Genomic DNA, 24,775 nt, shown 5'->3' with positions numbered 1-24,775 from the left:
TCAAGATTTAATGCGGGCGAAAGCGCGACGCCGTTTTCGCCCACGCGTTCACTTTAAAAGTGGCTTGTCGTCCTCATCATCGAGCAGGATACGTGCCGCTGCGCCGTCGAGGTCCTCGTATTGCCCGGTCCGCACCGCCCACAGGAACGCCACGAGCGCGCCGCCGCCGAGCAGCAGCGCTACCGGGATGAGATAGATGAGCATGCTCATCTGCCAGCCTTTCCTAGCCGGAGAGCATTTGCGATGACCAGGATCGAGGATGTCGACATGGCTACCGCCGCGATCAGCGGCGTAACATAGCCCAAAATCGCGATCGGCACCGCAAAGATATTGTAGACGATCGCGATGGCGACGTTCTGACGGATCAGCCGTCCCGCGCGGCGGGCAACCTCGACCGCGACCGGCACAGCCTTCAGGCTCTCGTGCAGGAAGACGAAATCAGCGGCGTTGCGGCCAACATCCGCAGCCGTCGCCGGCGCCATCGAGACGTAGGCAGCCCCCAAGGCCGGCGCGTCGTTGAGGCCGTCGCCGACCATCAGCACCTTGCGGCCCTGGCTCGTCGCTTCCTCGATGCGAGCGACCTTGTCGGCCGGCATCAGCCCCGAAGCGTAGACGTCGATGTCGAGTTCCCTGGCGACGGTGCGGCATGCGGCCTCGTTGTCGCCGGACAACATGACCACCGGCCCGACCTCGCGCTTGAGGATCGAGACTGCCTCGCGCGCGTCGGCGCGCGGCTTGTCCTCAAAGGAAAAGGTAGCGAGGGAGACGCCATCCCGCCCGATAAGCGTCCCCTCGCCTTCCCCGGCCCAACCCCCGCGACCGAGGCGCCATACTGCCCCCGCTGTATGGCCCTCGACTCCCTGGCCGGGGTATTCGGTAATGGATGTGAACTTGATCGGCTTGCCGCCCGCACCCTTGAAAGCGGCGATCGCCTGCGACTGCGGGTGGCGCGAATGTGCACCAAGTTCGGCCGCAGCTTCAAGCGCGTCCGGATCGATCTCGTGCGTGTTGACGAGGCGCGGCTGACCGAGCGTCAGCGTGCCCGTCTTGTCGAACACCACCATGTCGGCTTCGGCTAGACGCTCCATCGCGGCACCATCGCGAACCATCACGCCGTTCTCGAACAGCCGGCGCGCGGCAACCACCTGCACGATCGGCACGGCAAGACCCAGCGCGCACGGGCAGGTGATGATCAGGACGGCAATGGCGATGGTAACGGCAAGGTGCCAGTCGCCGGTGGCGATCAGCCAGCCGAAGAAGGTGACGAGCGCGGTGAGATGCACCACCGGCGCGTACATCGCCGAAACACGATCGGCGATGCGGCGGTAGCGGGCACGGCCGCCCTCGGCGGCCTCCATCATCCGCAGCATCTCGGCAAGGAATGACTGGGATGCCGGCGCAATTGCGCGCAGCGTCAGCGGTCCGGTGAGGTTGAGCGTGCCAGCGCGCACCGTCGCCCCCTCCGCCACCGTCTGCGGCGCGCTTTCGCCGTTGACCAGTGAGCAGTCGAGGTCCGAGCGGCCTTCCGTGACCACCGCATCGAGCGGTATGCGTTCGCCGGCTGTGACCAGCACCGTCATGCCGGGCTCGATCTCCGAGACCGGACGGTATTCGCGCCCCCCATCCGGCAGGACCACCAGCGCGCCACGCGGCTGCAGGCGCGCAAGACCAACCACCGCCGTGCGTGCGCGTTCGCGCATCACATGGTCAAGCGAGCGGCCGATCAGCAGGAAGAACAACAGCGTCACAGACGCGTCGAAATAGGCGTGCGGGCCGCTGTAGATCGTCTCGTAGAGCGACAGCGCATAAGCCATGGTGATACCGATCGCGATCGGCACGTCCATATTCATACGGCCATGCTTCAGCACAGACCAGGCGGATCGATAGTAGATGCGGCCGGCATAGAGCATCGCCGGCAGCGCGATCAGCGCAGACACCCAGTGGAACAGGTCGCGGGTCGCGCCCTCGGCGCCCGACCAGACGGAAACCGAAAGGAGCATGATGTTGCCGGCGGCAAAGCCGGAAACGGCAACGGCGCGCAGGAGTTCGGAAAGCGTTCCGTCGCGGCCGGCGGCCGCGTCGTCAGACAGGTTCGGCGCGTAGCCGAGCCGGGCAAGCGTCGAGACGAGCGGCGGCAGATCCTCGCCCTTCCAGCGCACGGTGACGCGCTTGGTGGAAAGGTTGACGCGCGCGGCCTCGACGGCGGGCAGCGCCTTCAGGCCATTCTCGACCGTTGCGATGCAGGCTGCGCAATGCACCTGCGGTACGGAAAACTCTACCTGGCGAACGCCGTCGCCGAGATCGCGCGCACTGAACAGGACCTCGTCGTCGGAAGGCAGCGCGATCGCGCCATCCGCCGCGCCGTCAAGCCCGGGTGCGCAGCAGCTCATCTCAGCGTACCTCCGTATATCTGGACACGCCGCGTGTCGCGGTAGGCGTGGTCGAGATCGGCGTCGATCACCAGCGAGATGATCCACACGCCATCATGCACATCGAGCGGAGCGGACAGGCCGGTGCCATCCAGCTTCAGTTCGACGGTGACGTCTTCGCGGTCGCTGGTCGGGCGCCAGAAGGTGGCGGTGCCGCCTCGCAGCGTGACAGCGCGGCCCTCCTTGTCGGTCAGCGCGTAGGTCAGCACGCGGTCCTTGATCGTCAGCGACGGATTCCAGCCGAGCGCATCCTGCGCGCGCGCTTCCTGGGTCTTCTTGGTGAATTCCTGCCCAGCGACGTAGCTGTTCTTCACGATCAGCCCGGTCCAGCTCTGGCTCGCCATCGTCGCCATCACGAGGTTGACGGCGATGATGATGCTGAAGGCACCGACCATCACGGCGATCATGTGGCGCCCGGTGAACTGTCCGGCGGAAACGCGTTGGTTCTGCATGATGCTCACTCCGGGGCCTCGAAATTGGCGACATACTGGTCGGCTTCGGCGTTCTCCTTATCCTCGACGAGGAAGGAGAAGCTCTGCTTCTTGCCGGCAACGTTCTCAAAGGGCTGGCGGACGTAGATCTTCAGCGTCTTCAGCCTATCCGGTTCGAGTTCGACGGTGAAGGTCTGCGCCTCGGGTTCGTCGACACCGACGATGCTCATTGCACCGTTCTCGAGGCCGTCGATCGCCAGAGTAACCGTGCGGACCTCCGGAATCTTGTTCAGCAGCTTGACCGTGTAGCCGTTGCGGATCGAGCCGTCCGACAGCACCACGAACTGCGGGTTGCGGTCGTGCAGCACGTTGACCTCCAGGCGGTCACGCGTGACCAGGCCATAGAGGAGGAGCACGCCAACCAGCAACCAGGCGGCGAAATAAGCCAGGCTGCGCGGGCGGAACAGCTTGCGGACGTGGAAGTGGCGCAGCTTATCGCTCAGCTTTCCCTTCTCGTCGCGCACCAGCGTCGGGTTGATCGCATGCGCGCCGTTGCCGGTGGCGATGTCCATGTTGTGCTGGTAGTCGGCGAGCGTTGCGTATGAGATCAGGCCACGTTCGCGGCCAAGCTTGTCCATGACGCCATTGCAGGCGTCGATGCAGAGCGCGCAGGTGATGCATTCGAGCTGCTGGCCGTCGCGGATGTCGATGCCCATAGGGCAGACGACGACGCATGCATTGCAGTCGACGCAGTCGCCAGCCGCAATGCCCTCGGCAGCGGCGCGCTTGGCACCACGCGTACGCGGTTCGCCACGCCACTCATTGTAGGTGACGGTAAGTGAGTTTTCGTCGAGCATCGCCGCCTGGATGCGCGGCCACGGGCACATGTAGGTGCAAACCTGTTCACGCATCAGGCCGCCGAACACGTAGGTCGTGCCGGTCAGGACGGCGACGGTGATGTAGGCGACCGGAGCGGCATGGCCCTTGAAGAAGTCCACGAGTAGCGTCGGCGCGTCGGCGAAATAGAGGATCCACGCACCGCCGGTGGCAACCGCGATCAGCAGCCAGATCGTGTGCTTGATCGTGCGCAGCATGACCTTGCGCGCCGTCCACGGCGCGGCATCAAGCTTCATGCGCTGGTTGCGGTCGCCCTCGATGAAGCGCTCGACGACGAGGAAGAGGTCCACCCACACGGTTTGCGGGCAGGTGTAGCCGCACCAGGCGCGGCCGACGACCGATGTGATGAAGAAAAGGCCGAGGCCCGCCATCACAAGCAGGCCCGCGACGAGGAAGAACTCCTGCGGCCAGATCTCGATGAAGAAGAAGTAGAAGCGGCGGTTGGCGAGGTCGACGAGCACCGCCTGATCCGGCGCATAGGGTCCGCGATCCCAGCGCAGCCACGGCGTGAGATAGTAGATGCCGAGCGTAACGACCATCACCAGCCACTTGAACTGGCGGAAGTTGCCGTTCGCTCGCTTGGGGAAGATCTTCTTGCGCGCCTCGTAGAGCGGCTGGCGAACCTTAGCTGAATTGACCGGTTGAGCTTCGTGACGCTCAACCTCAACCATGCCGGACATTGCAAACTCCTGACGGCAGGATCCTCCCACCCCGGCCCCATTGCCCGACGGGAAGATCCCGGGCCTTGATCTACGTCAAGGCGCACGGCAGGTCGCCGCGACGGAACGCCCGATCGGCCGCGACATGGTGGCGCGGTGCAAGGTGAGGCACACTGGGAGGTTCGTGGCGGTGCGCCTCAAAGAAGAAGGGCCCGGATCGCTCCGGGCCCTTGTCGTTCATCCGGCTGCTTATTCGCCGCCGCCCAGCGAGTGGACGAACACCGTAAGCTCCTTGACCGTCACGTCGCCGAGACGTGCCTGCCAGGCCGGCATCACACCGTGCTTCGGTGCGCGGATCTGGGAGATGATCTCCTGCTCGGTCTTGCCATAGAGCCAGATCGGATCGGACAGGTTCGGCGCACCGACCGACTGATCGCCCTGGCCCTTATCGCCATGGCAGGCCGCGCAGTTGTCGGCGAAGATCTGTGCGCCCGGGCCCTCGACCTCGCCGCCCTGGCTGAGCGAGACGACGTACTTGGCGAGCGAACCGATCTCGTCGCGCGAGAACATCTCGCCGAAGGCCGGCATCTCGGAGAACCGGGTCTCCTCGTCATCGCCGTAGCGGATGCCGTGGGAGATGGTCGTGTAGATGGCCTCAGGCGTGCCGCCCCAGAGCCAGTCGTCGTCGTTCAGGTTCGGGTAGCCGACCGAACCGGTTGCACCGGAGCCATGGCACTGGACGCAGTTCACCTTGAAGGCAGCCGCGCCCGCAGCCGTCGCGAACTGGCGCAGCGAGTCGTCGGCAAGGATTTCCTCGACCGGCAGCTCCGCAATCTTCGCGATATACTCCGACTTGGCGGCTTCCGCTGCCTGCATCTCCTGCTTTACGTCGCTGCGGCTAGCCCAGCCGAGCATGCCGCCGGTGGCCTTGGTCACGAGCGGCCAGGCCGGGAAGGCGATCGTGTAGCAAATGGCCCAGACGATGGTGACGTAGAAGGTCCACAGCCACCAGCGCGGCATCGGGTTGTCGAGTTCCTTGATCCCGTCCCAGCTGTGGCCGGTGGTCTCGACGCCGCTGATCTCGTCGATCTCTCTTTCGCTCATCTCAGTCATCCTTGAGTGGGATTTGTGCGGCATCCTGGGCCAGCTGTCGGCTGCCGGGGCGGAAGACGAACAGCACGGCGCCGACGAAGAACAGCGTCATTCCCAACAGCGCCCAGCTGTCGGCGAATTGGCGCATGGCGGTATAGGTATCCATCGATCCTGCCCTCCCTTAGCGATAGCCGGCCGTTTCGTCGTAGGTCGAGAAGTCAACCAGCGTACCGAGCATCTGCAGATAGGCGACCAGCGCATCCATCTCGGTCAGCTCGTTCGGATTGCCGTCGAAGTCGCCAACCTTGGCCTTCGGGTAGCGGGCCAGCAGATCGGCGGTGTCGGCATTTGGATCAGCCTGCGCCTCGATGTCGCCCTGCGCGTTCTGGACCATCTCCTCGGTGTACGGCACGCCAACGGTCTGCTGCGCGACGAGGTGCGTCGCGAAGTCTGAGACGTCGAGCTTGCGGTCCTTGAGGAAGGCGTAGGTCGGCATGACCGACTCCGGCACCACGGAGCGCGGGTCGATCAGGTGCTGGACGTGCCACTCGTTCGAGTAGCGGCCGCCGACGCGCGCCAGGTCCGGACCGGTACGCTTGGAACCCCACTGGAACGGGTGGTCGTACATCGACTCCGCAGCCAGGCTGTAGTGGCCGTAGCGCTCGACCTCGTCGCGGAACGGACGGATCATCTGCGAGTGGCAGACGTAGCAGCCCTCACGGATGTAGATGTCGCGACCGGCCAGCTCGAGCGGGGTGTAGGGCCGCATGCCCTCCACCTTCTCGATGGTGTTCTCGAGGTAGAACAGCGGCGCGATCTCGACGATGCCGCCGATGGTCACGACGAAGAGCGAGCCAGCGAAGAGCAGGGTCGCGTTCTTCTCGAGGACGCGGTGCTTTTCAAGAATTGACATGGGTCTTGCTCCTATTCGGCCGGCTGCAGCGCGGGTTGACGGGCGGCGCCGCCGATCGGCGCCTCCTCACGCTGGTGACCTAGGATCGTCCGGGTGATGTTGTAGGCCATGATCAGCGCACCGGTGAGGTACAGCAGACCGCCCGTGGCACGACCGACGTAGTACGGGAACATGGCCGCGACCGTTTCGGCGAACGAGTAGACCAGGAAGCCCTGCTCGTCGTACTCGCGCCACATCAGGCCCTGCATGATGCCCGACACCCACATCGTGGCGGCGTAGAGAACGATACCGGTCATCGCCAGCCAGAAGTGCCAGATGACCATGCGCTCCGAGTAGAGGCGCGCGCGGCCCCACAGGCGCGGAACGAGGAAGTAGATCGCCGCGAAGGTGATCAGGCCGTTCCAGCCGAGAGCGCCGGAGTGGACGTGACCGATGGTCCAGTCGGTGTAGTGCGACAAGGAGTTGACCGACTTGATCGACATCATCGGGCCTTCGAAGGTCGCCATGCCGTAGAAGGCAATAGCGGCAACCATCATGCGGATGATCGGGTCGGTGCGGATCTTGTCCCATGCGCCGGACAGCGTCATGAGGCCGTTGATCATGCCACCCCAGGACGGCATCCACAGCATGATCGAGAACACCATGCCGAGCGTCTGCGCCCAGTCAGGCAGCGCCGTGTAGTGCAGGTGGTGCGGACCGGCCCAGATGTAGAGGAAGATCAGCGCCCAGAAGTGGATGATCGACAGTCGGTAGGAATAGACCGGACGGTTCGCCTGCTTCGGCACGAAGTAGTACATCATGCCGAGGAAGCCTGCGGTCAGGAAGAAGCCCACCGCGTTGTGGCCGTACCACCACTGCGTCAGCGCGTCCTGCACGCCGGAGAACAGCGAGTACGAGCGCGAACCCATGAAGGAGACCGGCCATGCAAGGTTGTTCACGATGTGCAGCATCGCAATCGTGATGATGAACGACAGGTAGAACCAGTTCGCGACGTAGATATGGGGTTCCTTGCGCTTGAAGATCGTGCCGAGGAACACGATGAGATAGGCAACCCAGACGATCGTCAGCCAGAGGTCGACGTACCACTCCGGCTCGGCATATTCGCGGCTCTGGGTGATGCCCAGCAGATAGCCGGTCGCCGCCATGATGATGAAGAGCTGGTAGCCCCAGAACACGAACCAGGCGAGATTGCCGCCGAACAGGCGTGCGCGGGACGTGCGCTGGACGACATAGAGCGAGGTCGCGATGAGCGCGTTGCCGCCGAATGCGAAGATCACGCCCGAGGTGTGCAGCGGACGCATGCGGCCGAAATTGAACCACGGCTCGAGATTGAGGTCCGGGAAAGCCAGCTGCAGCGCCACGAAGACGCCCGCGCCCAGGCCAACGACGGCCCAGAACACAGTGGCGATCGCACCGTAGCGGATCGGCCCGTCCATGTAGACCGACTGGTCGACCGGCTGCTTCGGAGCGAAACTGGTGTTTCGCATCAGGAGCGCGCCAAAGGCGACCAGCGTAAAGAACAGCACCCACATATGCTGGCGGAACGGTTCGTCCACGCCGAGTGCGGCTCCAATCAGTGCGATGAAGGCAAATATGCCCACACCCACAATCTCTGCACCGTATCTCATTTCATGTCCCCATCGGCGACGTTGCAAGGCAAGGGCCGCGCCGTCACGGGCACGACCATCCATGAGACATCCATTTGAACGTTGCCGCGCGTTTCGCCTTGATCCATGTCAAGGCCGAGTGTTCATCCTTCCGACAGCCTTAGCGGCATAAGAGAAAAATTCCGGAGGGTAGGTTGCAGAACGTGAACAATGCAGGGACGGGCATGTCGCCCGACATGTGCGAGGTGCCGCACCGGTGCCCGGTGGCGCACATGTGCATGCCGGGCCGCGAGGTGCCCTGCCATCACGTCGGCCGCTCGCACGACCTGAAGCTCGATCTGTGTCGCCAGCTCGAGGACATCGCTGACAGCCTGCCTCACGTCGACCGCCGCCAGTGCCTGATCGTGGCGTCGATGCTGGTGCCGCTGCTGCGCGAAAGCCACCGGTTCGAGGAAGATTGCGTCTTTCCGGCCTTTGTCGACGACGTGGCGCATCGCGAACAGCGGCTGAAGACGGTGGAGAGGCTGAAGCAAGAGCACATTGAGGACGAGTGCTCGGCTCAGGACCTGACGGAGACCTTGCTCTCGATCGGGCGTGGCGCGCCGATCAGCAATCCGGAGGCGCTGGGCTTCATGCTGCGCGCCTTCTTCGAGTCGATGCGCCGCCACATCGCCTTCGAGCGGGAGCACATCTTTCCGATCCTGCTGGGCGAGCGCGGCAACGGGCCGCAGCACAACTAAACCGGCGGGTGAACGTCAGTTGCCGGCGCGGGCCTCGAGGCGCCTGATGTCGTCGACGAAGACGTGGCGGTTGTTCTCGATGCGGATGACGTTGTCGGTGCGCAGGCGGGTCAGCTGACGGCTCACCGTCTCGATGGTCAGACCAAGGAAGTCGGCGATATCGGCGCGGGTGAGCGGCAGGTCGAAGGTTACCGCGCGGCGCTCGGGGTCGCGCGACGGGTCGATGTTGCGGGCAATCAGCATCAGGAAGCTGGCCACCTTTTCGGCGGCGGTCTTGCGGCCGAGCGTGACCATCCAGTCGCGCGCGTCGTCCAGTTCGATCAGCGCCTGCTGCAGGAGTCGGTGCTCGAGACCCGGCTGCTCCTGCATCATGCGATCCATCGTCGCCTTCGGGAAGGAGCACAGCGAGACGTCCGTCGCCGCCTCCGCGTTGATGGAGCTTTCCTTGCGGAACGGGCGGCCAAGAAAATCGGGCGCGAACTGGAGGCCGACGATCTGCTGGCGGCCGTCCGAAAGCGTCTTCGTCAGCTTCACCACGCCGGAGAGCACGTTCGAGTAGACGTCGATACGCTCGGCGTCACCGATCAGCTCTTCACCTTCCTTGACGACGTGTTTGTGGGACGCCTTGGCGAGCGCGATCAGCTGCTCGGGTTCAAGCGCACCGCACACGCCGCGATGACGGGCCTGGCATGACTCGCAAAGGAGCGGGATGCCGTCCGAATGGATGTCCTTGCGCAATTCCATTGTCGCTCTTCAAGTGCCATCCCTCCCACGCGGGCCTATAGCACTCTTACCTTGTTCTAGCTCCGCGTCAGTTTGTCTGCCCCGGCATTTCCTTGATCCAGGTCAACGCGGGGAGCCTTTCCTGACGTGAATGTGGGATGGAACGGACATGAAAGGCAAGCCGATGCGTCCAGATACCGCGCCCAGGTACACCAGCTACCCGACCGCGCCGCACTTCCACGCGGGAATCGATGCCGGCACCGTCTCCAGCTGGATCTCAGCGATCCCCGAGGGCGATCGCCTCTCCTTATATATCCACGTTCCCTATTGCGACCGGTTGTGCTGGTTCTGCGCCTGCCACACCAAGCAGACGAACCGCTACGATCCGGTCGCCAGCTTTGTGAAGAGCCTCATCGCCGAGATCGCCATCGCCGGGAAGCTCGTCGGGGGCCGTGGCGAGGTTGCCGCTCTTCATTTCGGCGGCGGCTCGCCGACGCTGCTGTCACCCGAAGACCTCACCGCGATCATGAACACGCTGCGCGGCGAGTTCCGCTTCAGCGCGGATGCCGCAATCAGCGTCGAGATCGACCCGAACGACATCACCGAGGAAAAGCTCGACGCGCTCGCCTCGATCGGGCTTACCCGCGCCAGCCTCGGCATCCAGGACTTTGACGAGCGGGTCCAGAAGGCGATCAACCGCGACCAGAGCTTTGAAGACACCAAGGCGGTGGTCAACGGCCTGCGCGCTCGCGGCGTGCCATCCGTCAATCTCGACGTCCTCTACGGCCTGCCGCACCAGACGCTCGAAAGCGTCGAGGCGACGATCCGCAAGGTGCTGTCGCTGCGCCCGGACCGCATCGCCCTGTTTGGCTATGCGCATGTGCCGTGGTTCAAGAAGCACCAGAAGATGATCGACGAAGCTGCACTGCCCAACTCGGAGCAGCGGCTTGCCCAGTCGCTCGCGGCCGCGCGCATCATCGCCGAGGAAGGCTACGAAGTCATCGGCCTCGACCATTTCGCCCTGCCGCAGGATTCGCTGGCGGTGGCCGCGCGCAACGGCACGCTTCGCCGCAACTTCCAGGGTTACACCGACGATGATTGCGAGACGCTGATCGGCCTCGGGCCGTCCTCGATCAGCCGCTTCCGCCAGGGCTACGCGCAGAACGTGCCGGCGACAGCTGAATACCAGCGCCGCGTCGATGCCGGCACGCTCGCGATCGCCCGCGGCGTCGCCTTCACCCACGACGACGTGATGCGCGGCTGGGTGATCGAACGGCTGATGTGCGATTTCCGCTTCTCGGCCAGCGAAGCGGTCGAGAAGTTCGGCGTCGCCGCGCGTGCGGTGCTCGCCGAGGCCGCGCTGGTGGCGCAGGAAGACGATCCCCTGCTCGTGCGCGACGGTGACTTCTATATCGTGCCGCAGATGCAGCGGCCTCTGGTGCGGCTGGCTGCGGCGCGGTTCGACCGTTACTTCTCGACCGGCGCCGCCCGCCATTCCGCCGCGGTCTAGGTTTAGCGCTTGCGCACGAATTCGGTGCGCAGGACGAGGCCCTTGATCGCGTCGTGCTTGCAGTCGATCTCTTCCGGATTGTCGGTAAGGCGGATCGACTTGATGAGCGTGCCCTGCTTCAGCGTCTGGCCCGCACCCTTGACCTTGAGGTCCTTGATCAGGACGACCGCGTCGCCATCGGCCAGAATATTGCCGAGGGCATCACGGACCTCTGCGGCGCTGCCAGCGTTGCGCGCCGCGATCTCGGAAGCCGGCAGCCACTCGCCGGTTGCTTCGTCGTAGACATATTCCTCGTCGTCGGCCATCTCGCTGTCCTTTCATAGTCGCGGGGGCGATCCAAACGGCCCCGTTGTTCGGCCCTTAGCCTCTCGATGCCGAAAGGGCAAATGCAGCGACGCCGATGTTTCCTTGACTCGATTTGCCAACTCCTGTATCGGGACGGCAAATCCGGCGAGGAGATTTCCGCGCCGGTCGTTTGTTGCGTTTATCTGGCGCGAAGACGTTCACCCGAAACCGACTGACAAAAAGACGGCCAGGTCACTTCGTGATCAAGGCCGGACGAACAGCGAAAGGCAAAAAATGTTCGCAGTCATCAAGACCGGCGGTAAGCAGTACCGCGTCGCCGCTGACGACGTCCTGAAGATCGAGAAGGTCGCAGGCGAAGTTGGCGAGATCGTCACCCTCGGCGCAGTTCTCGCTTACGGCGAAGGCGACAACGTCACCATCGGCGCCCCCTTCGTTGAGGGCGCTTCAGTTGCCGTTGAGGTCGTCGAGCAGGGCCGTGGCCCGAAGGTCATCGCATTCAAGAAGCGTCGCCGCCAGAACTCGCGCCGCAAGCGCGGCCATCGCCAGGAGCTCACCACCGTCCGGGTCACTGAGATCCTGACCGCTGGTGCACAGCCGAAGAAGGCCGCCGCGAAGAAGGCTTCGAAGAAGACCGAAGCTGCAGCTGCAGCAGACGCAGAGTAATTCGGGAACTGAAGGAGTAATCCCATGGCACATAAGAAAGCTGGCGGTTCCTCGCGTAACGGTCGCGATTCAGAATCGAAGCGCCTTGGCGTGAAGAAGTTCGGTGGCGAGGTCGTCATTCCGGGCAACATCATCATTCGTCAGCGCGGCACCAAGTGGCACCCGGGCGTGAACGTCGGCATTGGCAAGGACCATACGATTTTCGCGACTGCCGAGGGCGCTGTTTCGTTTGCGCGCAAAGCCAACGGTCGCACCTACGTATCGGTCAATCCGATCAAGGAAGCAGCGGAGTAAGCCGGATCCGCACCAGAACACCGGCGCCCCATCTCGGGAACCGGTGTCCGGACAGTCCGGAAAAGGATCAGGGGAGATGGGTCGCCATCTCCCCTTTTTCTTTGTCTGGAGGAAAGTCATGGTTGCCGAAAAGGAAGAAGTCGAAGACGAAAGTCCCAGGATCGAGTGCCCCGTCCTGGTGACGGAGCGGCTCGTTCTGCGCCCGCCGCACATCGATGACGTGCCGGAGCTGGCAAAACTCGCGAACAACCGCCGCATCGCCAACATGCTCGGCCGCATGCCGCATCCCTATGACGAAGAGGACGCGCATGCCTTCGTCGAGGCATCCCGTACCCGCCAGCGCGCCGGCTGTTCCTACGCCATCGCCCTGGCCGAGACCGGCGCCTTCATCGGCTGCGCGGGCCTCTATGCGGGAGAGCATGGCCTCGAGCTCGGCTACTGGATCGGTGAACGCTACTGGGGCAACGGCTACGCGACCGAGGCGGCACATGCGCTGGTCGACCTTGCCTTCCGCGCGACCGCGATCGAGCGCCTGAATGCTTCCTGCCGCGTCACCAACTCGGCCTCGCGCCGCGTGATCCACAAGTGCGGCTTCCAGTACGCCGGACAGGGCATGCTGGAATCGTTGTCTGCAGGCCGCGTCACCGTCGAGCGCTACGCGCTGGATCGCCGGACCTGGGTGAGCCTCAGAAGCTGGGGCCAGCTGTGAAATCAGGCCAGCTCGATCCAGACCGGCTTGTGGTCGGAGCCTACGGCGTCGAAATCGACGCTGACGGACTTCACGCGCGACACAAGCGTCGGATGGACGAAGCAGTAGTCGAGGCGCTTGTGCAGGCTCGCGTCCTTCGGGTCACCGAGATTGACGCAGGTCGGCCGGGTATCGCCGTTCGGCAAGAGCGCGGCATCCACCGCGTAGCGCGCCACCATCGGCGTGCCGAACTCGTGGTCCGGCCGGCCCGTCACCGCGGTGTATTCCTCGGAGCCAGGCAGCATGTTGAAGTCGCCCATCAGCACGTAGCCCTCCGGTACCGGCGGCTCGGCGTAGCCCATTTCGCAAATTCCGGTGACGCCGCCGCCCTCGACCGGGTAGCCGATCACGCGGTCCATCAGGAAGTCGATCTGGCGCAGGCGCTCGTCGGAGCCGCGATGGTCGAGATGGACCGAGTAGAAGCGCGTCGGGCCAAACGGCGTGTCGATCACCGCCTCCAGCGCGCCCCGCTGCAGGTTGACCTTGTCGTAGCTGCGCGTGCGCGGCAGCAGGATGTTGCGCGAGACGAGGATCGGCGTCTTCGACAGGATCATGTTGCCGAACTGCAGGCGCACGTCGATGGCGCGGCCGTTCTCGAAGCGCGACGCAACCTCGGCCTCGAAATTCGGGCCGTAGACGGCAAAATAATCGGGAAGCATGGCGCGAATATCCGCGACAAGATCCCGGTGCTCGTTGGCGGGGCTGTTGCGCGTCACTTCCTGAAGCGCGATAACGTCGGCGCCGTGCAGGCGTTCGACGATACGTTCCAGGTCGAACATGGCGTCCTCGCCAAAGCCGAACTGGATGTTATAGCTGACGCATTTCATGCCATTCACCCCACCCGCGCCGATTTCGGCGTGATTCCGTGCTGCTCTTAGGCTAGAGCAGGCACTTCACACCAGAGCAAGCAGCAGACTGTTACTCAGATGAAATTTCTCGATCAGGCCAAGGTCTATATCCGCTCCGGCGACGGAGGCGCCGGCTCGGTATCGTTCCGCCGCGAAAAATTCATCGAGTTCGGCGGCCCCGACGGTGGTGATGGCGGGCGCGGCGGCGACGTCTGGGCGGAGGTCGTCGACGGCCTCAATACGCTCATCGACTATCGCTACCAGCAGCACTTCAAGGCCAAGACCGGCATGCACGGCATGGGCCGCAACCGCACCGGCGCCAAGGGCGCCGATGTTGTGCTGAAGGTGCCGGCAGGCACTCAGATCTTCGAGGAAGACAACGAGACGCTGATCTGCGACCTGACCGAGGTTGGCCAGCGCTTCCTGCTTGCGCGCGGCGGCAATGGCGGCTTCGGCAACCAGCACTTCAAGACCTCGACCAACCAGGCACCGCGCCGCGCCAATCCCGGCCTGCCGGGTGAGGAGCGCACCATTTGGCTGCGACTGAAGCTCATTGCGGATGCTGGCCTCGTCGGCCTTCCGAATGCCGGTAAGTCAACCTTCCTGTCGGCTGTGACGGCGGCAAAGCCGAAGATCGCGGATTATCCGTTCACGACGCTGCACCCGAACCTCGGCGTTGCCCGCATCGACGCCCGCGAATTCGTCATCGCCGACATTCCGGGCCTTATCGAAGGCGCGCATGAAGGCATCGGTATCGGCGACCGTTTCCTCGGTCACGTCGAGCGCACCCGCGTGCTGCTGCACCTTGTCTCGGCGCAGGAAGAGAACCCCGGCAAGGCCTACAAGACGGTTCGCGCCGAACTCGAAGCCTACGGCCACGGCCTCGACGAGAAGCCGGAGATCGTGGCGCTGAGCCAGGTCGACACGCTGGACGATGAGAGCCGCAAGAAGAAGGCGGCGTCGCTGAAGCGCGCGAGCGGCCGCACGCCGCTGATGATCTCGGCCGTCTCGCGCGAGGGCGTCGATGAGGCGCTGCGCGCACTGATCTCGGTCGTCGAGGAGGCCCGCGCCGAGGAAGCGCCGGTCAAGGAAGACGATCGCTGGAAGAAATAGTTCAGCCTACCCTCACTGCCACGAAAGCCCCAGACCATGACTGCCCGCCCGCTCAAGGATTTCCGTCGCATCACCGTGAAGATCGGTTCGGCGCTGCTGGTTGACCGGAAGAAGGGCCTCAAGCGGGACTGGCTGTCGAGCATGGTCGACGACATTGCCGCGCTGGCCGCTGAGGGCACTGAGGTACTCGTCGTGTCGTCGGGCGCTATCGCGCTCGGCCGCACCATCCTGGGCCTTACTGCCCGCTCGCTGCCGCTCGAGGAAAGCCAGGCGGCCGCGGCCGTCGGCCAGATCGCGCTCGCAGGCGCCTGGTCCGAGGAGCTGCGCGAACGCGGGCTGAAGTCGGGCCAGATTCTCGTCACCCTCGGCGACACCGAGGAGCGCCGCCGCTACCTCAACGCCCGCGCCACCATCTCGACGCTGCTGAAGCTCAAGGCGGTGCCGGTCATCAACGAGAACGACACCGTGGCAACGTCGGAAATCCGCTACGGCGACAACGACCGCCTCGCCGCTCGCGTCGCGACGATGATGAACTCGGACCTGCTGGTCCTGTTGTCCGACATCGATGGCCTCTACGACGCGCCGCCGGCGAACAATCCGGACGCGAAGTTCATTCCCTATGTCGAGCGCATCACGCCGCAGATCGAGGCGATGGCGGGCGGCGCGGCATCGGAACTCTCGCGCGGCGGCATGCGCACCAAGATCGACGCCGGCAAGATCGCCACAATTGCCGGTACCAGCATGATCATCACGCTGGGTGCGCGCATGAACCCACTAAAGGCGATCGACGCAGGCGAGCGCGCGACCTTCTTTGCCGCTTCGCCGCACCCGGTGCGAGGCTACAAGTCGTGGATCGCGGGCAATCTGGAGCCGGCTGGCCGCGTTACGGTCGACGCGGGCGCGGTGCGCGCACTCGCCTCGGGCAAGTCGCTGCTGCCGGCTGGCGTCACCCTCGTCTCCGGCAATTTCTCGCGCGGTGACACGGTGGCGATCCTCGCCCCTGACGGGCGCGAGATCGCACGCGGGCTTGTTGCTTACGATGCGGCGGATGCCGTAAGGATCGCCGGACTGAAGACCGCGGAAATCGAGGCCGTCCTCGGCCATCAGGCGCGGGCGGCGATGGTGCATCGCGACGACATGGTGACGTCGCAGGCACTGGAAGTAGAGGTGGATCATGCTGGATAAGCGCGAGACCAACACCCAGGAAGTGGTTGCGGTGATGGCGGAGGTTGGACGCAAGGCCCGCGCCGCCGCTCGGCCACTCGCGCTCGCCAGCGCCGAGCGCAAACACGCCGCCCTCATCGCCATGGCTCATGCCGTGCGCGAGAACATGCAGGCGATCATCAAGGCGAACGCAATTGACATCGCCAATGGCGAGGCAGCCGGCCTGTCGCCGGCGATGATGGATCGCCTGAAGCTGAACGAAGGCCGCATCCGCGCGATCGAGGACGGCATCCGCGCGATTGCGGAGCTCAAGGATCCGGTTGGCGAGACCATCGCCGAGTGGGACCGCCCCAACGGGCTCCACATCGAACGCGTACGGACGCCGCTCGGCGTCATCGGCGTCATCTACGAGAGCCGCCCAAACGTGACGGCTGATGCCGGCGCGCTCTGCCTCAAGGCGGGTAATGCCGTGATTTTGCGTGGCGGCTCCGACAGCGCCAATTCGTCGAAGGCGATCCACGCCTGCCTGGTCAAGGGGCTCAAAGCCGCCGGCCTGCCCGAGGATGCGATCCAGCTGGTGCCCACCACCGACCGCGCCGCCGTTGGCGAGATGCTGAAGGGCCTCGGCGGCAACATAGACGTGATCGTGCCGCGCGGCGGGCGCTCGCTGGTCGAGCGCGTACAAAACGAAGCGCGCGTGCCGGTCTTCGCCCATCTCGAGGGCATCTGCCACCTCTACATCGACAAGTCGGCGAAGGTCGACATGGCCGTCGAGATCGCGCTCAACGCCAAGATGCGCCGCACCGGCATCTGCGGCGCGACCGAGACACTGCTGGTCGACCGTGCCGCAGCTTCCACGCATCTCGTGCCGATCCTGCAGAAGCTGCATGCCGCTGGCTGCGAGATCCGCGGCACCGACGAAGTAATGAAGCTGTTCGACGCGGCCGTGCCTGCGCAGGAACAGGACTGGGCGACCGAGTATCTCGATGCGATCATCTCGGTGAAGCTGGTCGATGGCGTCGGCGAGGCGATCGACCATATCGAGCGCTGGTCCTCACATCACACCGAGGCAATCGTCGCCGAGGACCCGGCCGCGGTCGAGCGCTTCTTCAACGAGATCGACTCCGCGATCCTTCTGCAAAACGCCTCGACCCAGTTCGCCGACGGCGGTGAGTTCGGCATGGGCGCCGAGATCGGCATCGCAACCGGCCGCATGCACGCGCGCGGACCGGTGGGCGTCGAGCAGCTGACGTCGTTCAAGTACCGCGTGCGCGGCAACGGGCAGGTCCGCCCCAGTTGATCGCGAACGTCCCCGCCAGCTATCTGCGCATGCCGCATGTCGAGAAAGGCATGCAGGTCGGCCTGTTCGGCGGATCGTTCAACCCGCCGCATGCCGGGCATGCGCTCGTCGCCGAGATTGCCTTGCGCACGCTCGGCCTCGACCAGCTTTGGTGGATGGTCACCCCCGGCAATCCGCTGAAGGCCGGCAAGGCGATCCAGCCGCTCGCCGAACGCATCGACCTGTCGGAAGCCTTTGCCGAGGACCCGCGCATCAAGGTGACCGCGTTCGAGGCGAGCTTCAATGTCCGCTACACGGCTGACACCATCGCGCTGGTGCTGTCGCGCAATCCGGGCGTCGACTTCGTCTGGATCATGGGCGCAGACAACCTCGCTCAGTTCCACCGCTGGCAGAACTGGCAGCAGATTGTCAGGAGCGTGCCGATCGCGGTGGTCGACCGGCCGGGGTCGACCCTGTCGCTGATTTCGTCGAAGATGGCGAAGACCTTCGACTATGCCCGCATCAACGAGCGGGATGCAGCGGCGCTGGCGCGCCTGCGGCCACCAGCGTGGACCTTCATCCACGGTCCGCGCTCGTCACTCTCATCCACGGCCCTGCGGGGCGAAGGGCGGCCCTAGACCCGCGACCATAAGGCGGTCTTGAAACCAGACCGGGACTCTGCCTATTTAGTTCCTGTTGGGCCTAATATGCCCACAGGTTGTTCTTGTCAGAAAGGAAAGACACTGAGAACAGCATTGCAGAAGGAGGCCTCTAGCAAGCCTTCAACGGCCGGAGTTGACGGCATCGCCGAAATCTCCCGCGCCCTCGACCTCGTCCTTGCCAGTCTGGAAGACTCCAAGGCCGAAGATATCGTCAAAATCGATCTGCAGGGAAAGTCCAGTCTCGGTGACTACATGGTCATCGCGTCGGGGCGCTCCAACCGTCACGTCGCTGCGATCTCCGAACATCTCATGACCGCCATGAAAGATGGCGGGCTCGGTTATCCGCGCGTTGAGGGACTGACCAGCGCCGACTGGGTCCTGATCGATGCCGGCGACATCATCGTCCATGTCTTCCGTCCGGAAGTCCGGGAATTCTACAACATCGAGAAGATGTGGCTTACGCCGGATCTTGAGGACGACACCGTCCACTGACGCATACCCCTGCGGGGGTGGATGGAGAAGGCAGGCATGCGCTTGAGCATTCACGCCGTGGGCCGGATGAAGGCCGGCCCCGAGAGAGAACTTGCTGAGCGCTATCTGACCCGTCTTGCCAAGACGGGCCCGGCTATCGGGCTCGAATTCTCCGGCGTGTCCGAAATCGCCGAAAGCCGCGCCAAGTCGGCAGACGAGCGCAAGAGGGAAGAGGCTGCAAGCCTTGCCCAGCACCGCGGCGACGCGGCGCTGTTCATCCTCGACGAGCGCGGCAAGAACCCCACCTCCGAAGAACTCGCCGAAAAGGTCGCCTCCCTGCGCGATTCCGGGCGCAAGCATCTCGTCTTTGCCATCGGCGGGCCGGACGGCCACGCGCCCGAAAGCCGCGCCTCCGCCGACTATGTGCTCTCCTTCGGCGCGCAAACCTGGCCGCACCAGCTGGTGCGAGTAATGCTCGCCGAACAGCTCTACCGCATTGCGACCATTCTTTCCGGCCACCCCTACCACCGCAGCTAATGAGCGCACCCATCGGCGATTGGTTGATGTTTCGTTAACGATGGGGCTCTAGTCTCGGCGGCAGGACAAAGCGCGGACCGATGAACCGAACGGCAAGGCAGATGCTATTCGCTGCGGCGTGCGCCGCGCTGGCCCCTTTGGCCGGCGTGGGGCAGGTGCGTGCGCAGGAAGCAACCGCCGCCGCGACCGAGCTCGAGGCGAAGCGCACGGCGACCGCCGAGGAATATGCCCGCATCACGCAGGAGCTTTCGGTTTCCGAAGAGCGGGCCGCGAAGATCGCTGAGGAAATCGCCGCGATCCGCAAGGACCACGCCTCGCTGAGCGCGGCGCTCGTCCAGGCAGCCAAGACCGAACGCAAGCTGGCGACCGAGGCCGACGACATTGCAGGAAAGCTGGAAGCCCTGCACATCCAGGAGCAGGGACTTCGGGCGTCACTTCACGAACGCCGCGGCGTGCTGGCCGAGGTGCTGGGCGCGCTGCAGCGCATGGGGTTGAACCCGCCGCCGGCCATTCTCGTTCGGCCTGAAGACGCGCTCTCATCCGTCCGCTCGTCAATCCTGCTCGCTGCCGTCGTGCCGGAACTACGCGGCGAGACCGAGATCCTGCTGGGCGATCTCGAGGAGCTGTCGCGCCTCGTCGCCTCGATCACCAGCGAGCGCAAGCGCCTGCTCGCGACGGTCGCCGAGCAGGCCGAGGAGCAGAAGCGCCTATCACTTCTTCTTGAAGAAAAGCAGAAGCTGCAGGAGGCGTCGGAGCAGAATCTTCTCGCCGAGAAGGCGCGCATCGAGGAGCTTGGCTCGCAGGCCGTATCTCTGCGCGAGCTGATCGACGCGCTCGAAGGCGAAATCGAGATCGCCGCGCGGCAAGCGGAGGAAAAGGCTGCCGCCGCAGGCCGCGAAGCCGCGGAATCGCCGCGCTGGAGCGCGCCGACCCAGCAACTGCCGGCGCCTAAAGCGCCCTTCTCCGCTATGCTCGGCCAGCTCAATCTGCCGGTCGCCGGCCGCATCGACCGCCGCTTCGGCGAGCCCGACGGCAGTGGCGGAACCTTGCAGGGCGACATGCTCGCGACACATTCGACAGCAATCGTTACTGCTCCGGTTAACGGCTCGGTACTGTACGCCGGCCCGTTCCGCTCCTATGGGCAACTCTTGATACTGAATGCCGGCGACGGCTATCATGTGGTTCTGGCGGGAATGGGTCGAATCAGCGTGGTCCCGGGCCAGTCTGTCCTAGCAGGTGAACCTGTCGGCATGATGGGTGAGACGCGGGTTGCAAGCGCCGTCGCCTTCGGAGGGTCAGATGCCGGTCCGGAACTCTATGTCGAGTTCCGCAAGGAAGGGAAACCCGTCGATCCGGCCCCTTGGTGGACGGAGAGCACTGTTGGAAGGACAGAAAATGGTACGTAAGTTGTCGCTTCTGTGTGCCGGTGCGCTGGTGGGCGCTTCCGCCATGAGCCTGATTCACGGCGCCGGTGGCACGATGGCGAATGCAGCTGGCTCGGATACCTATCGCCAGCTTGCAATCTTTGGCGACATCTTCGAGCGTGTCCGCGCCCAGTACGTCACGCCTCCGGAAGACCAGAAACTGGTCGAGAGCGCGATCCAGGGCATGCTGAGCTCGCTCGATCCGCATTCGTCCTATCTCAATCCTGAAGCGGCGAAGGACATGCGCGTGCAGACGCGCGGCGAGTTCGGCGGCCTCGGCATCGAGGTCACGATGGAGAACGAGCTCGTCAAGGTCATCGCGCCGATCGAAGACACCCCGGCTGCCCGTGCGGGTGTGCTGGCCGGCGACCTGATCGCCGAGATCGACGGCGTCGAGGTCCGCGGCATGACGCTGTCCGAGGCGGTCGACAAGATGCGCGGCGCCGTCAAGACGCCGATCGAGCTGACGATCCTGCGCGAAGGCGCAACCGAGCCGATCAAGCTCAAGATTGTCCGCGACGTCATCAAGGTTCGCGCGGTGCGTCACCGCGTCGAGGAAGACATCGGTTATCTCAAGATCAACTCGTTCACCGAGAAGACCTACGATGACCTGCAGAACGCGATCGCCGACATCAAGAAGCAGATCCCCGGCGACAAGCTGAAGGGCTACGTGCTCGACCTGCGCCTGAACCCGGGCGGCCTGCTCGATCAGGCGGTCAGCGTCAGCGACACCTTCCTCGAACGCGGCGAGATCGTTTCGACCCGCGGTCGCGACCCGAAGAACATCACCCGTTTCGACGCCCGTGCAGGCGACGCAATCGACGGCAAGCCGCTGATCGTGCTCGTCAACGGCGGTTCGGCGAGTGCTTCGGAAATCGTGGCGGGCGCCCTGCAGGATCACCGCCGTGCGACGGTCGTCGGCACCCAGTCCTTCGGCAAGGGTTCGGTCCAGACGATCATCCCGCTGGCCGAGAATGGCGCGCTGCGCCTGACGACGGCGCTGTACTACACGCCGTCGGGCACCTCGATCCAGGGCAAAGGCATCACGCCGGACATCAAGGTCGAGCAGCCGCTGCCCGAGGATCTTGCCGGTCGTGACGTCTCGCGCGGCGAGTCCGAGCTTCGCGGCCACATCAAGGGTCAGCTGGAGAGCGAGGAAGGTTCGGGCTCTGCGGCCTATGTCCCGCCGGATCCGAAGGACGACGTCCAGCTCAAGTACGCCTACGACCTCCTGCGTGGCGTCGAGAGCCACGCCGCGTTCCCGCCGAACCCGGACCACGCGGTCCTGGAGCAGGAACAGCAGTAAGAGTTGCGTCAGCCGGTCTCCGGACCGGCCCGAGTTAAACCCGCGCCGGCGTCTCACCAGACTTCCGGCGCGGATTCGCGAGTCGGCCTGGCTTGGGGGGCAGCGCATTTCGTGAACGAGCGTCTTCGAGATCGGGAAATCGACAAGCCGCTGGGCCTGCCGGGGCAGCGCCAGCGGCCCTCGTCCGGCCGCGGCTTTGGCCGTGAGGAAATCATCTACTGCCTCGTTGGCCTCGCTCTTGTCGTTTCCTCCTCGCTCATCGCCTTTCGCGAGCGTCCCTATCGCACGCCGCCGCAGGTAGTGGTGACCACACCGGAAACGGTCGAAAACCTCGCCAGCGGCGCTGCTGCGGCGCCTGCAGCCTATCCTTCCTCGTCCGGCTCTTCTTCCGGTCCCGCCATCATCAAGGTTCCCAATGCTGATGAGATCGGCAACGGCGGCATCATCGTCCGCGACCCGACCGCGAAGACCGGGCAGGACCCGCGCGTCGCCCATCTTCCCGACCGCGACCTCGTCGAGGAATCGGACCACGGCCTGCTGCCGATCCGCGCCGCCGATGGTCGCCGTCCGTTCGACGTCTATGCCCGGCCATGGTCCGGCACACGCGGCGCGCGCGTTGCAATCGTCATCGGTGGTCTTGGCGTCTCGCAGACCGGCACGCAGGAGGCGATCAGCAAGCTGCCGCCCGAGGTGACGCTTGCCTTTGCCAGCGGCGGCAACAGCCTTGACCGCTGGATGCAGGCAGCCCGCCAGAAGGGCCACGAAATCGTACTGCAGGTGCCGCTGGAGCCGTTCGACTATCCGTCGGTCGATCCCGGCCGCAATACACTGACGGTTGATGCCGGCCCCGAGGAGAACCGGGACCGGCTCTACGCGACGCTCGGCCGGATCACCAACTATACCGGCGTGATGAACTACATGGGCGGGCGCTTCGTCACTGATCGAGCCGCTTTCTCCCCCTTCATGGCCGAACTCGGCAAGCGCGGCCTGATGTATCTCGACGACGGCTCGTCTGCCCGCACGCTGGCGCCGGAACTCGCGCTGGTCACGCGCGTGCCCTACGCCGCCGCTGACCTTACTATCGACACCGAGCGGGAGCACGCGGCGGTGCTGGCGAAGCTCGACGATGCCGAGCGTACTGCCCGCGCCAAGGGATATGCGGTCGCGACCGGCTCTGCCTTTAGCGCCACGGTTGACGCCGTCTCCGTCTGGGCGCAGGAAGCAAAGCGGCGCGGCATCGAGATCGTCCCGGTCTCGGCGCTGGCGCGCGATCCGGAAATGGAATGAATGCGATGAACGAGAGCCGAAAGCCGGTGGACCCCGAGAGCCTGCCCTATCGCCGCTGCGTCGGCGTCATGGTGCTGAACAGTGACGATCTCGTCTGGACCGGGCGCCGCATCGTTCTGTCGGACAGCGAGATGGCCGGCTCAGACAAGCTCTGGCAGATGCCGCAGGGCGGCATTGACGAAGGCGAGGATCCGCTGCCAGCCGCGCTGCGCGAGCTCTACGAGGAAACGGGCATGCGCACCGTCTCGCTGCTTGCCGAGGCACCAGACTGGATCAATTACGACCTGCCGCCGGAGCTGGTGGGCATCGCGCTGAAAGGCAAGTACCGCGGCCAGGCACAGAAATGGTTCGCCTTCCGTTTCGAGGGCGACGAGAGCGAAATCGCGATCAATCCGCCGCCGGGTGGGCATACTGCCGAATTCGACACTTGGGCATGGAAGCCGATGGCGGACCTGCCCGAGCTGATCGTCCCCTTCAAGCGCAAGGTCTATGAGCAGGTGGTCGCCGCATTCCGGCACCTTGCGCCCTGATCGGGAAACCTACTGCGACGAGACTCGCTCCCCGCGCTGCGGCTCGCCCCGCTCGACCGGATTTTCCGCCCGATAGTTGACGAACTGCATCGGCAGCCCTTCGCCATTGCCAAGCTCCGGCGTCGTCTGCAGATGCATGTGCAGGTGCGGCTCGGACGTGTTGCCGCTGTTGCCGCACACCCCGATCGGCTGGCCTGAAGTCACCCTGTCTCCGGCCTTCACCGATATCGTTCCTCGCCGCATGTGTGCGAGGAAAAGGTATTCGTCATTGCCAAGGTCGATGACGACATGGTTGCCGGCCGGATTTTGCGGATCGGCCGCGCCAATCATCTGGTCGGGCAGATCGTTGACAGCTGTCACCACCGTTCCGTCAGCGGGAGCCAGGACCGGCCGGCCCCAGCAGTAGTAGTCGCTCGGGGACTTCCCCTCGCCCGCATGCGACCAGTTCTTCTCCTTGACGAGGAAATCTACCGCATAGCGCTGGCCGGGATCGGCGGCATGGTAATTGTTCTCGACGGTGCGCCCACCCCAATAGACATACCATTCGCCGCTAAAGGGAAGCCGCAGCCTTGCTTTCGTCTCGTAATCCTCGAAACGCGATGCAGCGGGTGGAGTGGCAGCGCGAACAAAGAAGCCGGCGATCTTTCCTTCGCGGTCGAAGGAAAATTGGGTGATCAGCGGTACATCCGATTTCTCGTGAACGCCACGGCGGATGTAGATCGAATAGGCGTTCTCGCGAAAAAGTTGCTCGGACGCGTCCTTTTCCGCGCCCCATGTCGCCTCGACTTCGTCGCGCAGCGCGTGCAGAGCTTCAGCGGATACAACCGCTTCGCGCATCTGCGGTGTCATCCTGTCGATGAGCGTGTCGGCCTGACCGCCGATGAAGGCCTCGGTGAGCCGCCTGCCCTCCTCCAGTGAGGTCGCATAGGCCGTGCCCATCCAGGCAACGAAGGCCGTAGCGGCAAGTAGCAGGCGAACTGGTAGCATGGTGTCTCCCCTGTTCCTTACTCCCAAAGGTAACGCGGGGCGGCATGCAGACAACAAAAAAGGCCGGCAGAGCCGGCCTTCAGACTGCTGACAAAGTTCCGCGAGCCTTCAAATCAGACTTGTTGATTCCGATCCGTTCTCACTTTGAATCTGAG

26 protein-coding genes and 1 pseudogene are annotated in these 24,775 nt (G+C 64.5%); 15 read left to right on the top strand and 12 right to left on the bottom strand.

Going from position 1 to position 24,775, the window contains the following annotated elements; translation table 11 throughout:
- Positions 1-48: 48 nt before the first annotated feature.
- The 8 genes from ccoS to ccoN all read right to left on the bottom strand — a co-directional run bounded on the left by ccoS (position 49) and on the right by ccoN (position 8,049).
- Positions 49-210 (bottom strand): cbb3-type cytochrome oxidase assembly protein CcoS, encoded by a 162-nt coding sequence (gene ccoS / locus L630_RS22500; RefSeq protein WP_084466044.1) that lies wholly within the window; start codon positions 208-210, stop codon positions 49-51.
- Positions 207-2,390, bottom strand: coding sequence for a cation-translocating P-type ATPase (locus tag L630_RS0114335; RefSeq protein ID WP_024848937.1), 2,184 nt, complete (start codon positions 2,388-2,390; stop codon positions 207-209). The genes ccoS and L630_RS0114335 overlap by 4 nt, the downstream gene beginning before the upstream one ends.
- Positions 2,387-2,881 (bottom strand): FixH family protein, encoded by a 495-nt coding sequence (locus tag L630_RS0114330; protein ID WP_024848936.1) that lies wholly within the window; start codon positions 2,879-2,881, stop codon positions 2,387-2,389. Before L630_RS0114330 ends, L630_RS0114335 begins: the two co-directional genes overlap by 4 nt.
- A gap of 5 nt (positions 2,882-2,886) precedes the next feature.
- A complete protein-coding gene (ccoG, locus tag L630_RS21495; protein WP_034330427.1) occupies positions 2,887-4,437 on the bottom strand; it encodes a cytochrome c oxidase accessory protein CcoG in 1,551 nt (516 codons plus the stop codon).
- A 228-nt stretch (positions 4,438-4,665) separates the two neighbouring features.
- A complete protein-coding gene (gene ccoP / locus L630_RS0114320; RefSeq protein ID WP_024848935.1) occupies positions 4,666-5,520 on the bottom strand; it encodes a cytochrome-c oxidase, cbb3-type subunit III in 855 nt (284 codons plus the stop codon).
- 1 nt (position 5,521) lies between these two features.
- Entirely contained in the window at positions 5,522-5,674 is a 153-nt protein-coding gene (locus L630_RS0114315; protein WP_024848934.1) for a CcoQ/FixQ family Cbb3-type cytochrome c oxidase assembly chaperone, read from the bottom strand.
- A gap of 15 nt (positions 5,675-5,689) precedes the next feature.
- On the bottom strand, positions 5,690-6,421 hold the full coding sequence (gene ccoO, locus L630_RS0114310) for a cytochrome-c oxidase, cbb3-type subunit II (RefSeq protein ID WP_024848933.1): 732 nt from the start codon (positions 6,419-6,421) through the stop codon (positions 5,690-5,692).
- Between the two features lie 11 nt (positions 6,422-6,432).
- A complete protein-coding gene (gene ccoN, locus L630_RS0114305) occupies positions 6,433-8,049 on the bottom strand; it encodes a cytochrome-c oxidase, cbb3-type subunit I (protein ID WP_024848932.1) in 1,617 nt (538 codons plus the stop codon).
- Positions 8,050-8,231: 182 nt separating this feature from the next.
- Here ccoN and L630_RS0114300 point away from each other — a divergent pair, with 182 nt between their 5' ends.
- Complete coding sequence (locus L630_RS0114300; protein ID WP_348602195.1) at positions 8,232-8,768, top strand: hemerythrin domain-containing protein; 537 nt, start codon at positions 8,232-8,234, stop codon at positions 8,766-8,768.
- 15 nt (positions 8,769-8,783) lie between these two features.
- Here the strand turns inward: L630_RS0114300 and L630_RS0114295 are convergent, their stop codons facing one another.
- The gene (locus tag L630_RS0114295; RefSeq protein WP_024848930.1) at positions 8,784-9,512 is read right to left on the bottom strand and encodes a Crp/Fnr family transcriptional regulator; all 729 of its coding nucleotides are present in this window, start codon (positions 9,510-9,512) and stop codon (positions 8,784-8,786) included.
- Positions 9,513-9,660: 148 nt separating this feature from the next.
- On the opposite strand from L630_RS0114295, the gene hemN reads away from it, so the two are divergent.
- Complete coding sequence (hemN, locus tag L630_RS0114290; RefSeq protein ID WP_144708698.1) at positions 9,661-11,001, top strand: oxygen-independent coproporphyrinogen III oxidase; 1,341 nt, start codon at positions 9,661-9,663, stop codon at positions 10,999-11,001.
- A 2-nt stretch (positions 11,002-11,003) separates the two neighbouring features.
- On the opposite strand, the gene L630_RS0114285 is transcribed toward hemN, so the two are convergent.
- Entirely contained in the window at positions 11,004-11,306 is a 303-nt protein-coding gene (locus L630_RS0114285; RefSeq protein ID WP_024848928.1) for an alkylphosphonate utilization protein, read from the bottom strand.
- A gap of 274 nt (positions 11,307-11,580) precedes the next feature.
- Here L630_RS0114285 and rplU point away from each other — a divergent pair.
- From rplU to L630_RS0114270, 3 genes and pseudogenes are all read left to right on the top strand, one after another.
- Positions 11,581-11,958 (top strand): annotated as a pseudogene (gene rplU / locus L630_RS0114280) (50S ribosomal protein L21); the annotation flags it as partial.
- Between the two features lie 36 nt (positions 11,959-11,994).
- Positions 11,995-12,264: a 50S ribosomal protein L27 gene (gene rpmA / locus L630_RS0114275; protein ID WP_024848926.1), complete on the top strand. Its 270-nt coding sequence runs from the start codon at positions 11,995-11,997 to the stop codon at positions 12,262-12,264.
- Between the two features lie 118 nt (positions 12,265-12,382).
- Positions 12,383-12,973, top strand: a complete 591-nt coding sequence (locus L630_RS0114270) for a GNAT family N-acetyltransferase (RefSeq protein WP_024848925.1) — start codon at positions 12,383-12,385, stop codon at positions 12,971-12,973.
- 2 nt (positions 12,974-12,975) lie between these two features.
- On the opposite strand, the gene L630_RS0114265 is transcribed toward L630_RS0114270, so the two are convergent.
- Complete coding sequence (locus L630_RS0114265; RefSeq protein ID WP_024848924.1) at positions 12,976-13,839, bottom strand: endonuclease/exonuclease/phosphatase family protein; 864 nt, start codon at positions 13,837-13,839, stop codon at positions 12,976-12,978.
- Between the two features lie 99 nt (positions 13,840-13,938).
- Between L630_RS0114265 and obgE the strand changes: the two genes are divergently transcribed.
- The 10 genes from obgE to L630_RS0114215 all read left to right on the top strand — a co-directional run bounded on the left by obgE (position 13,939) and on the right by L630_RS0114215 (position 23,633).
- Positions 13,939-14,973: a GTPase ObgE gene (gene obgE, locus L630_RS0114260; protein ID WP_024848923.1), complete on the top strand. Its 1,035-nt coding sequence runs from the start codon at positions 13,939-13,941 to the stop codon at positions 14,971-14,973.
- Between the two features lie 36 nt (positions 14,974-15,009).
- A complete protein-coding gene (gene proB, locus L630_RS0114255; protein ID WP_024848922.1) occupies positions 15,010-16,158 on the top strand; it encodes a glutamate 5-kinase in 1,149 nt (382 codons plus the stop codon).
- A complete protein-coding gene (locus L630_RS0114250; RefSeq protein ID WP_024848921.1) occupies positions 16,148-17,437 on the top strand; it encodes a glutamate-5-semialdehyde dehydrogenase in 1,290 nt (429 codons plus the stop codon). Before proB ends, L630_RS0114250 begins: the two co-directional genes overlap by 11 nt.
- A gap of 29 nt (positions 17,438-17,466) precedes the next feature.
- Positions 17,467-18,054 (top strand): nicotinate-nucleotide adenylyltransferase, encoded by a 588-nt coding sequence (locus L630_RS0114245; protein ID WP_084466052.1) that lies wholly within the window; start codon positions 17,467-17,469, stop codon positions 18,052-18,054.
- A 69-nt stretch (positions 18,055-18,123) separates the two neighbouring features.
- Positions 18,124-18,570 carry a ribosome silencing factor gene (gene rsfS, locus L630_RS0114240; protein WP_024848919.1) on the top strand — a complete coding sequence of 149 codons (447 nt, stop codon included), beginning with the start codon at positions 18,124-18,126 and terminating at the stop codon, positions 18,568-18,570.
- A 36-nt stretch (positions 18,571-18,606) separates the two neighbouring features.
- Entirely contained in the window at positions 18,607-19,086 is a 480-nt protein-coding gene (gene rlmH, locus L630_RS0114235; RefSeq protein ID WP_024848918.1) for a 23S rRNA (pseudouridine(1915)-N(3))-methyltransferase RlmH, read from the top strand.
- A gap of 101 nt (positions 19,087-19,187) precedes the next feature.
- Complete coding sequence (locus L630_RS0114230; protein ID WP_034330422.1) at positions 19,188-20,492, top strand: murein hydrolase activator EnvC; 1,305 nt, start codon at positions 19,188-19,190, stop codon at positions 20,490-20,492.
- A complete protein-coding gene (locus L630_RS0114225; protein ID WP_024848916.1) occupies positions 20,482-21,816 on the top strand; it encodes a S41 family peptidase in 1,335 nt (444 codons plus the stop codon). Before L630_RS0114230 ends, L630_RS0114225 begins: the two co-directional genes overlap by 11 nt.
- Positions 21,817-21,927: 111 nt before the next feature.
- On the top strand, positions 21,928-23,103 hold the full coding sequence (locus tag L630_RS0114220) for a divergent polysaccharide deacetylase family protein (RefSeq protein ID WP_024848915.1): 1,176 nt from the start codon (positions 21,928-21,930) through the stop codon (positions 23,101-23,103).
- Between the two features lie 5 nt (positions 23,104-23,108).
- Positions 23,109-23,633, top strand: a complete 525-nt coding sequence (locus tag L630_RS0114215) for an RNA pyrophosphohydrolase (protein ID WP_024848914.1) — start codon at positions 23,109-23,111, stop codon at positions 23,631-23,633.
- Positions 23,634-23,642: 9 nt separating this feature from the next.
- On the opposite strand, the gene L630_RS0114210 is transcribed toward L630_RS0114215, so the two are convergent.
- Positions 23,643-24,620, bottom strand: a complete 978-nt coding sequence (locus L630_RS0114210; protein WP_024848913.1) for a peptidoglycan DD-metalloendopeptidase family protein — start codon at positions 24,618-24,620, stop codon at positions 23,643-23,645.
- Positions 24,621-24,775 lie beyond the last annotated feature (155 nt).

The organism is Aminobacter sp. J41 (assembly GCF_000526635.1).
Classification (GTDB): domain Bacteria; phylum Pseudomonadota; class Alphaproteobacteria; order Rhizobiales; family Rhizobiaceae; genus Aerobium.
This window is presented reverse-complemented; position numbering and strand designations above follow the sequence as displayed.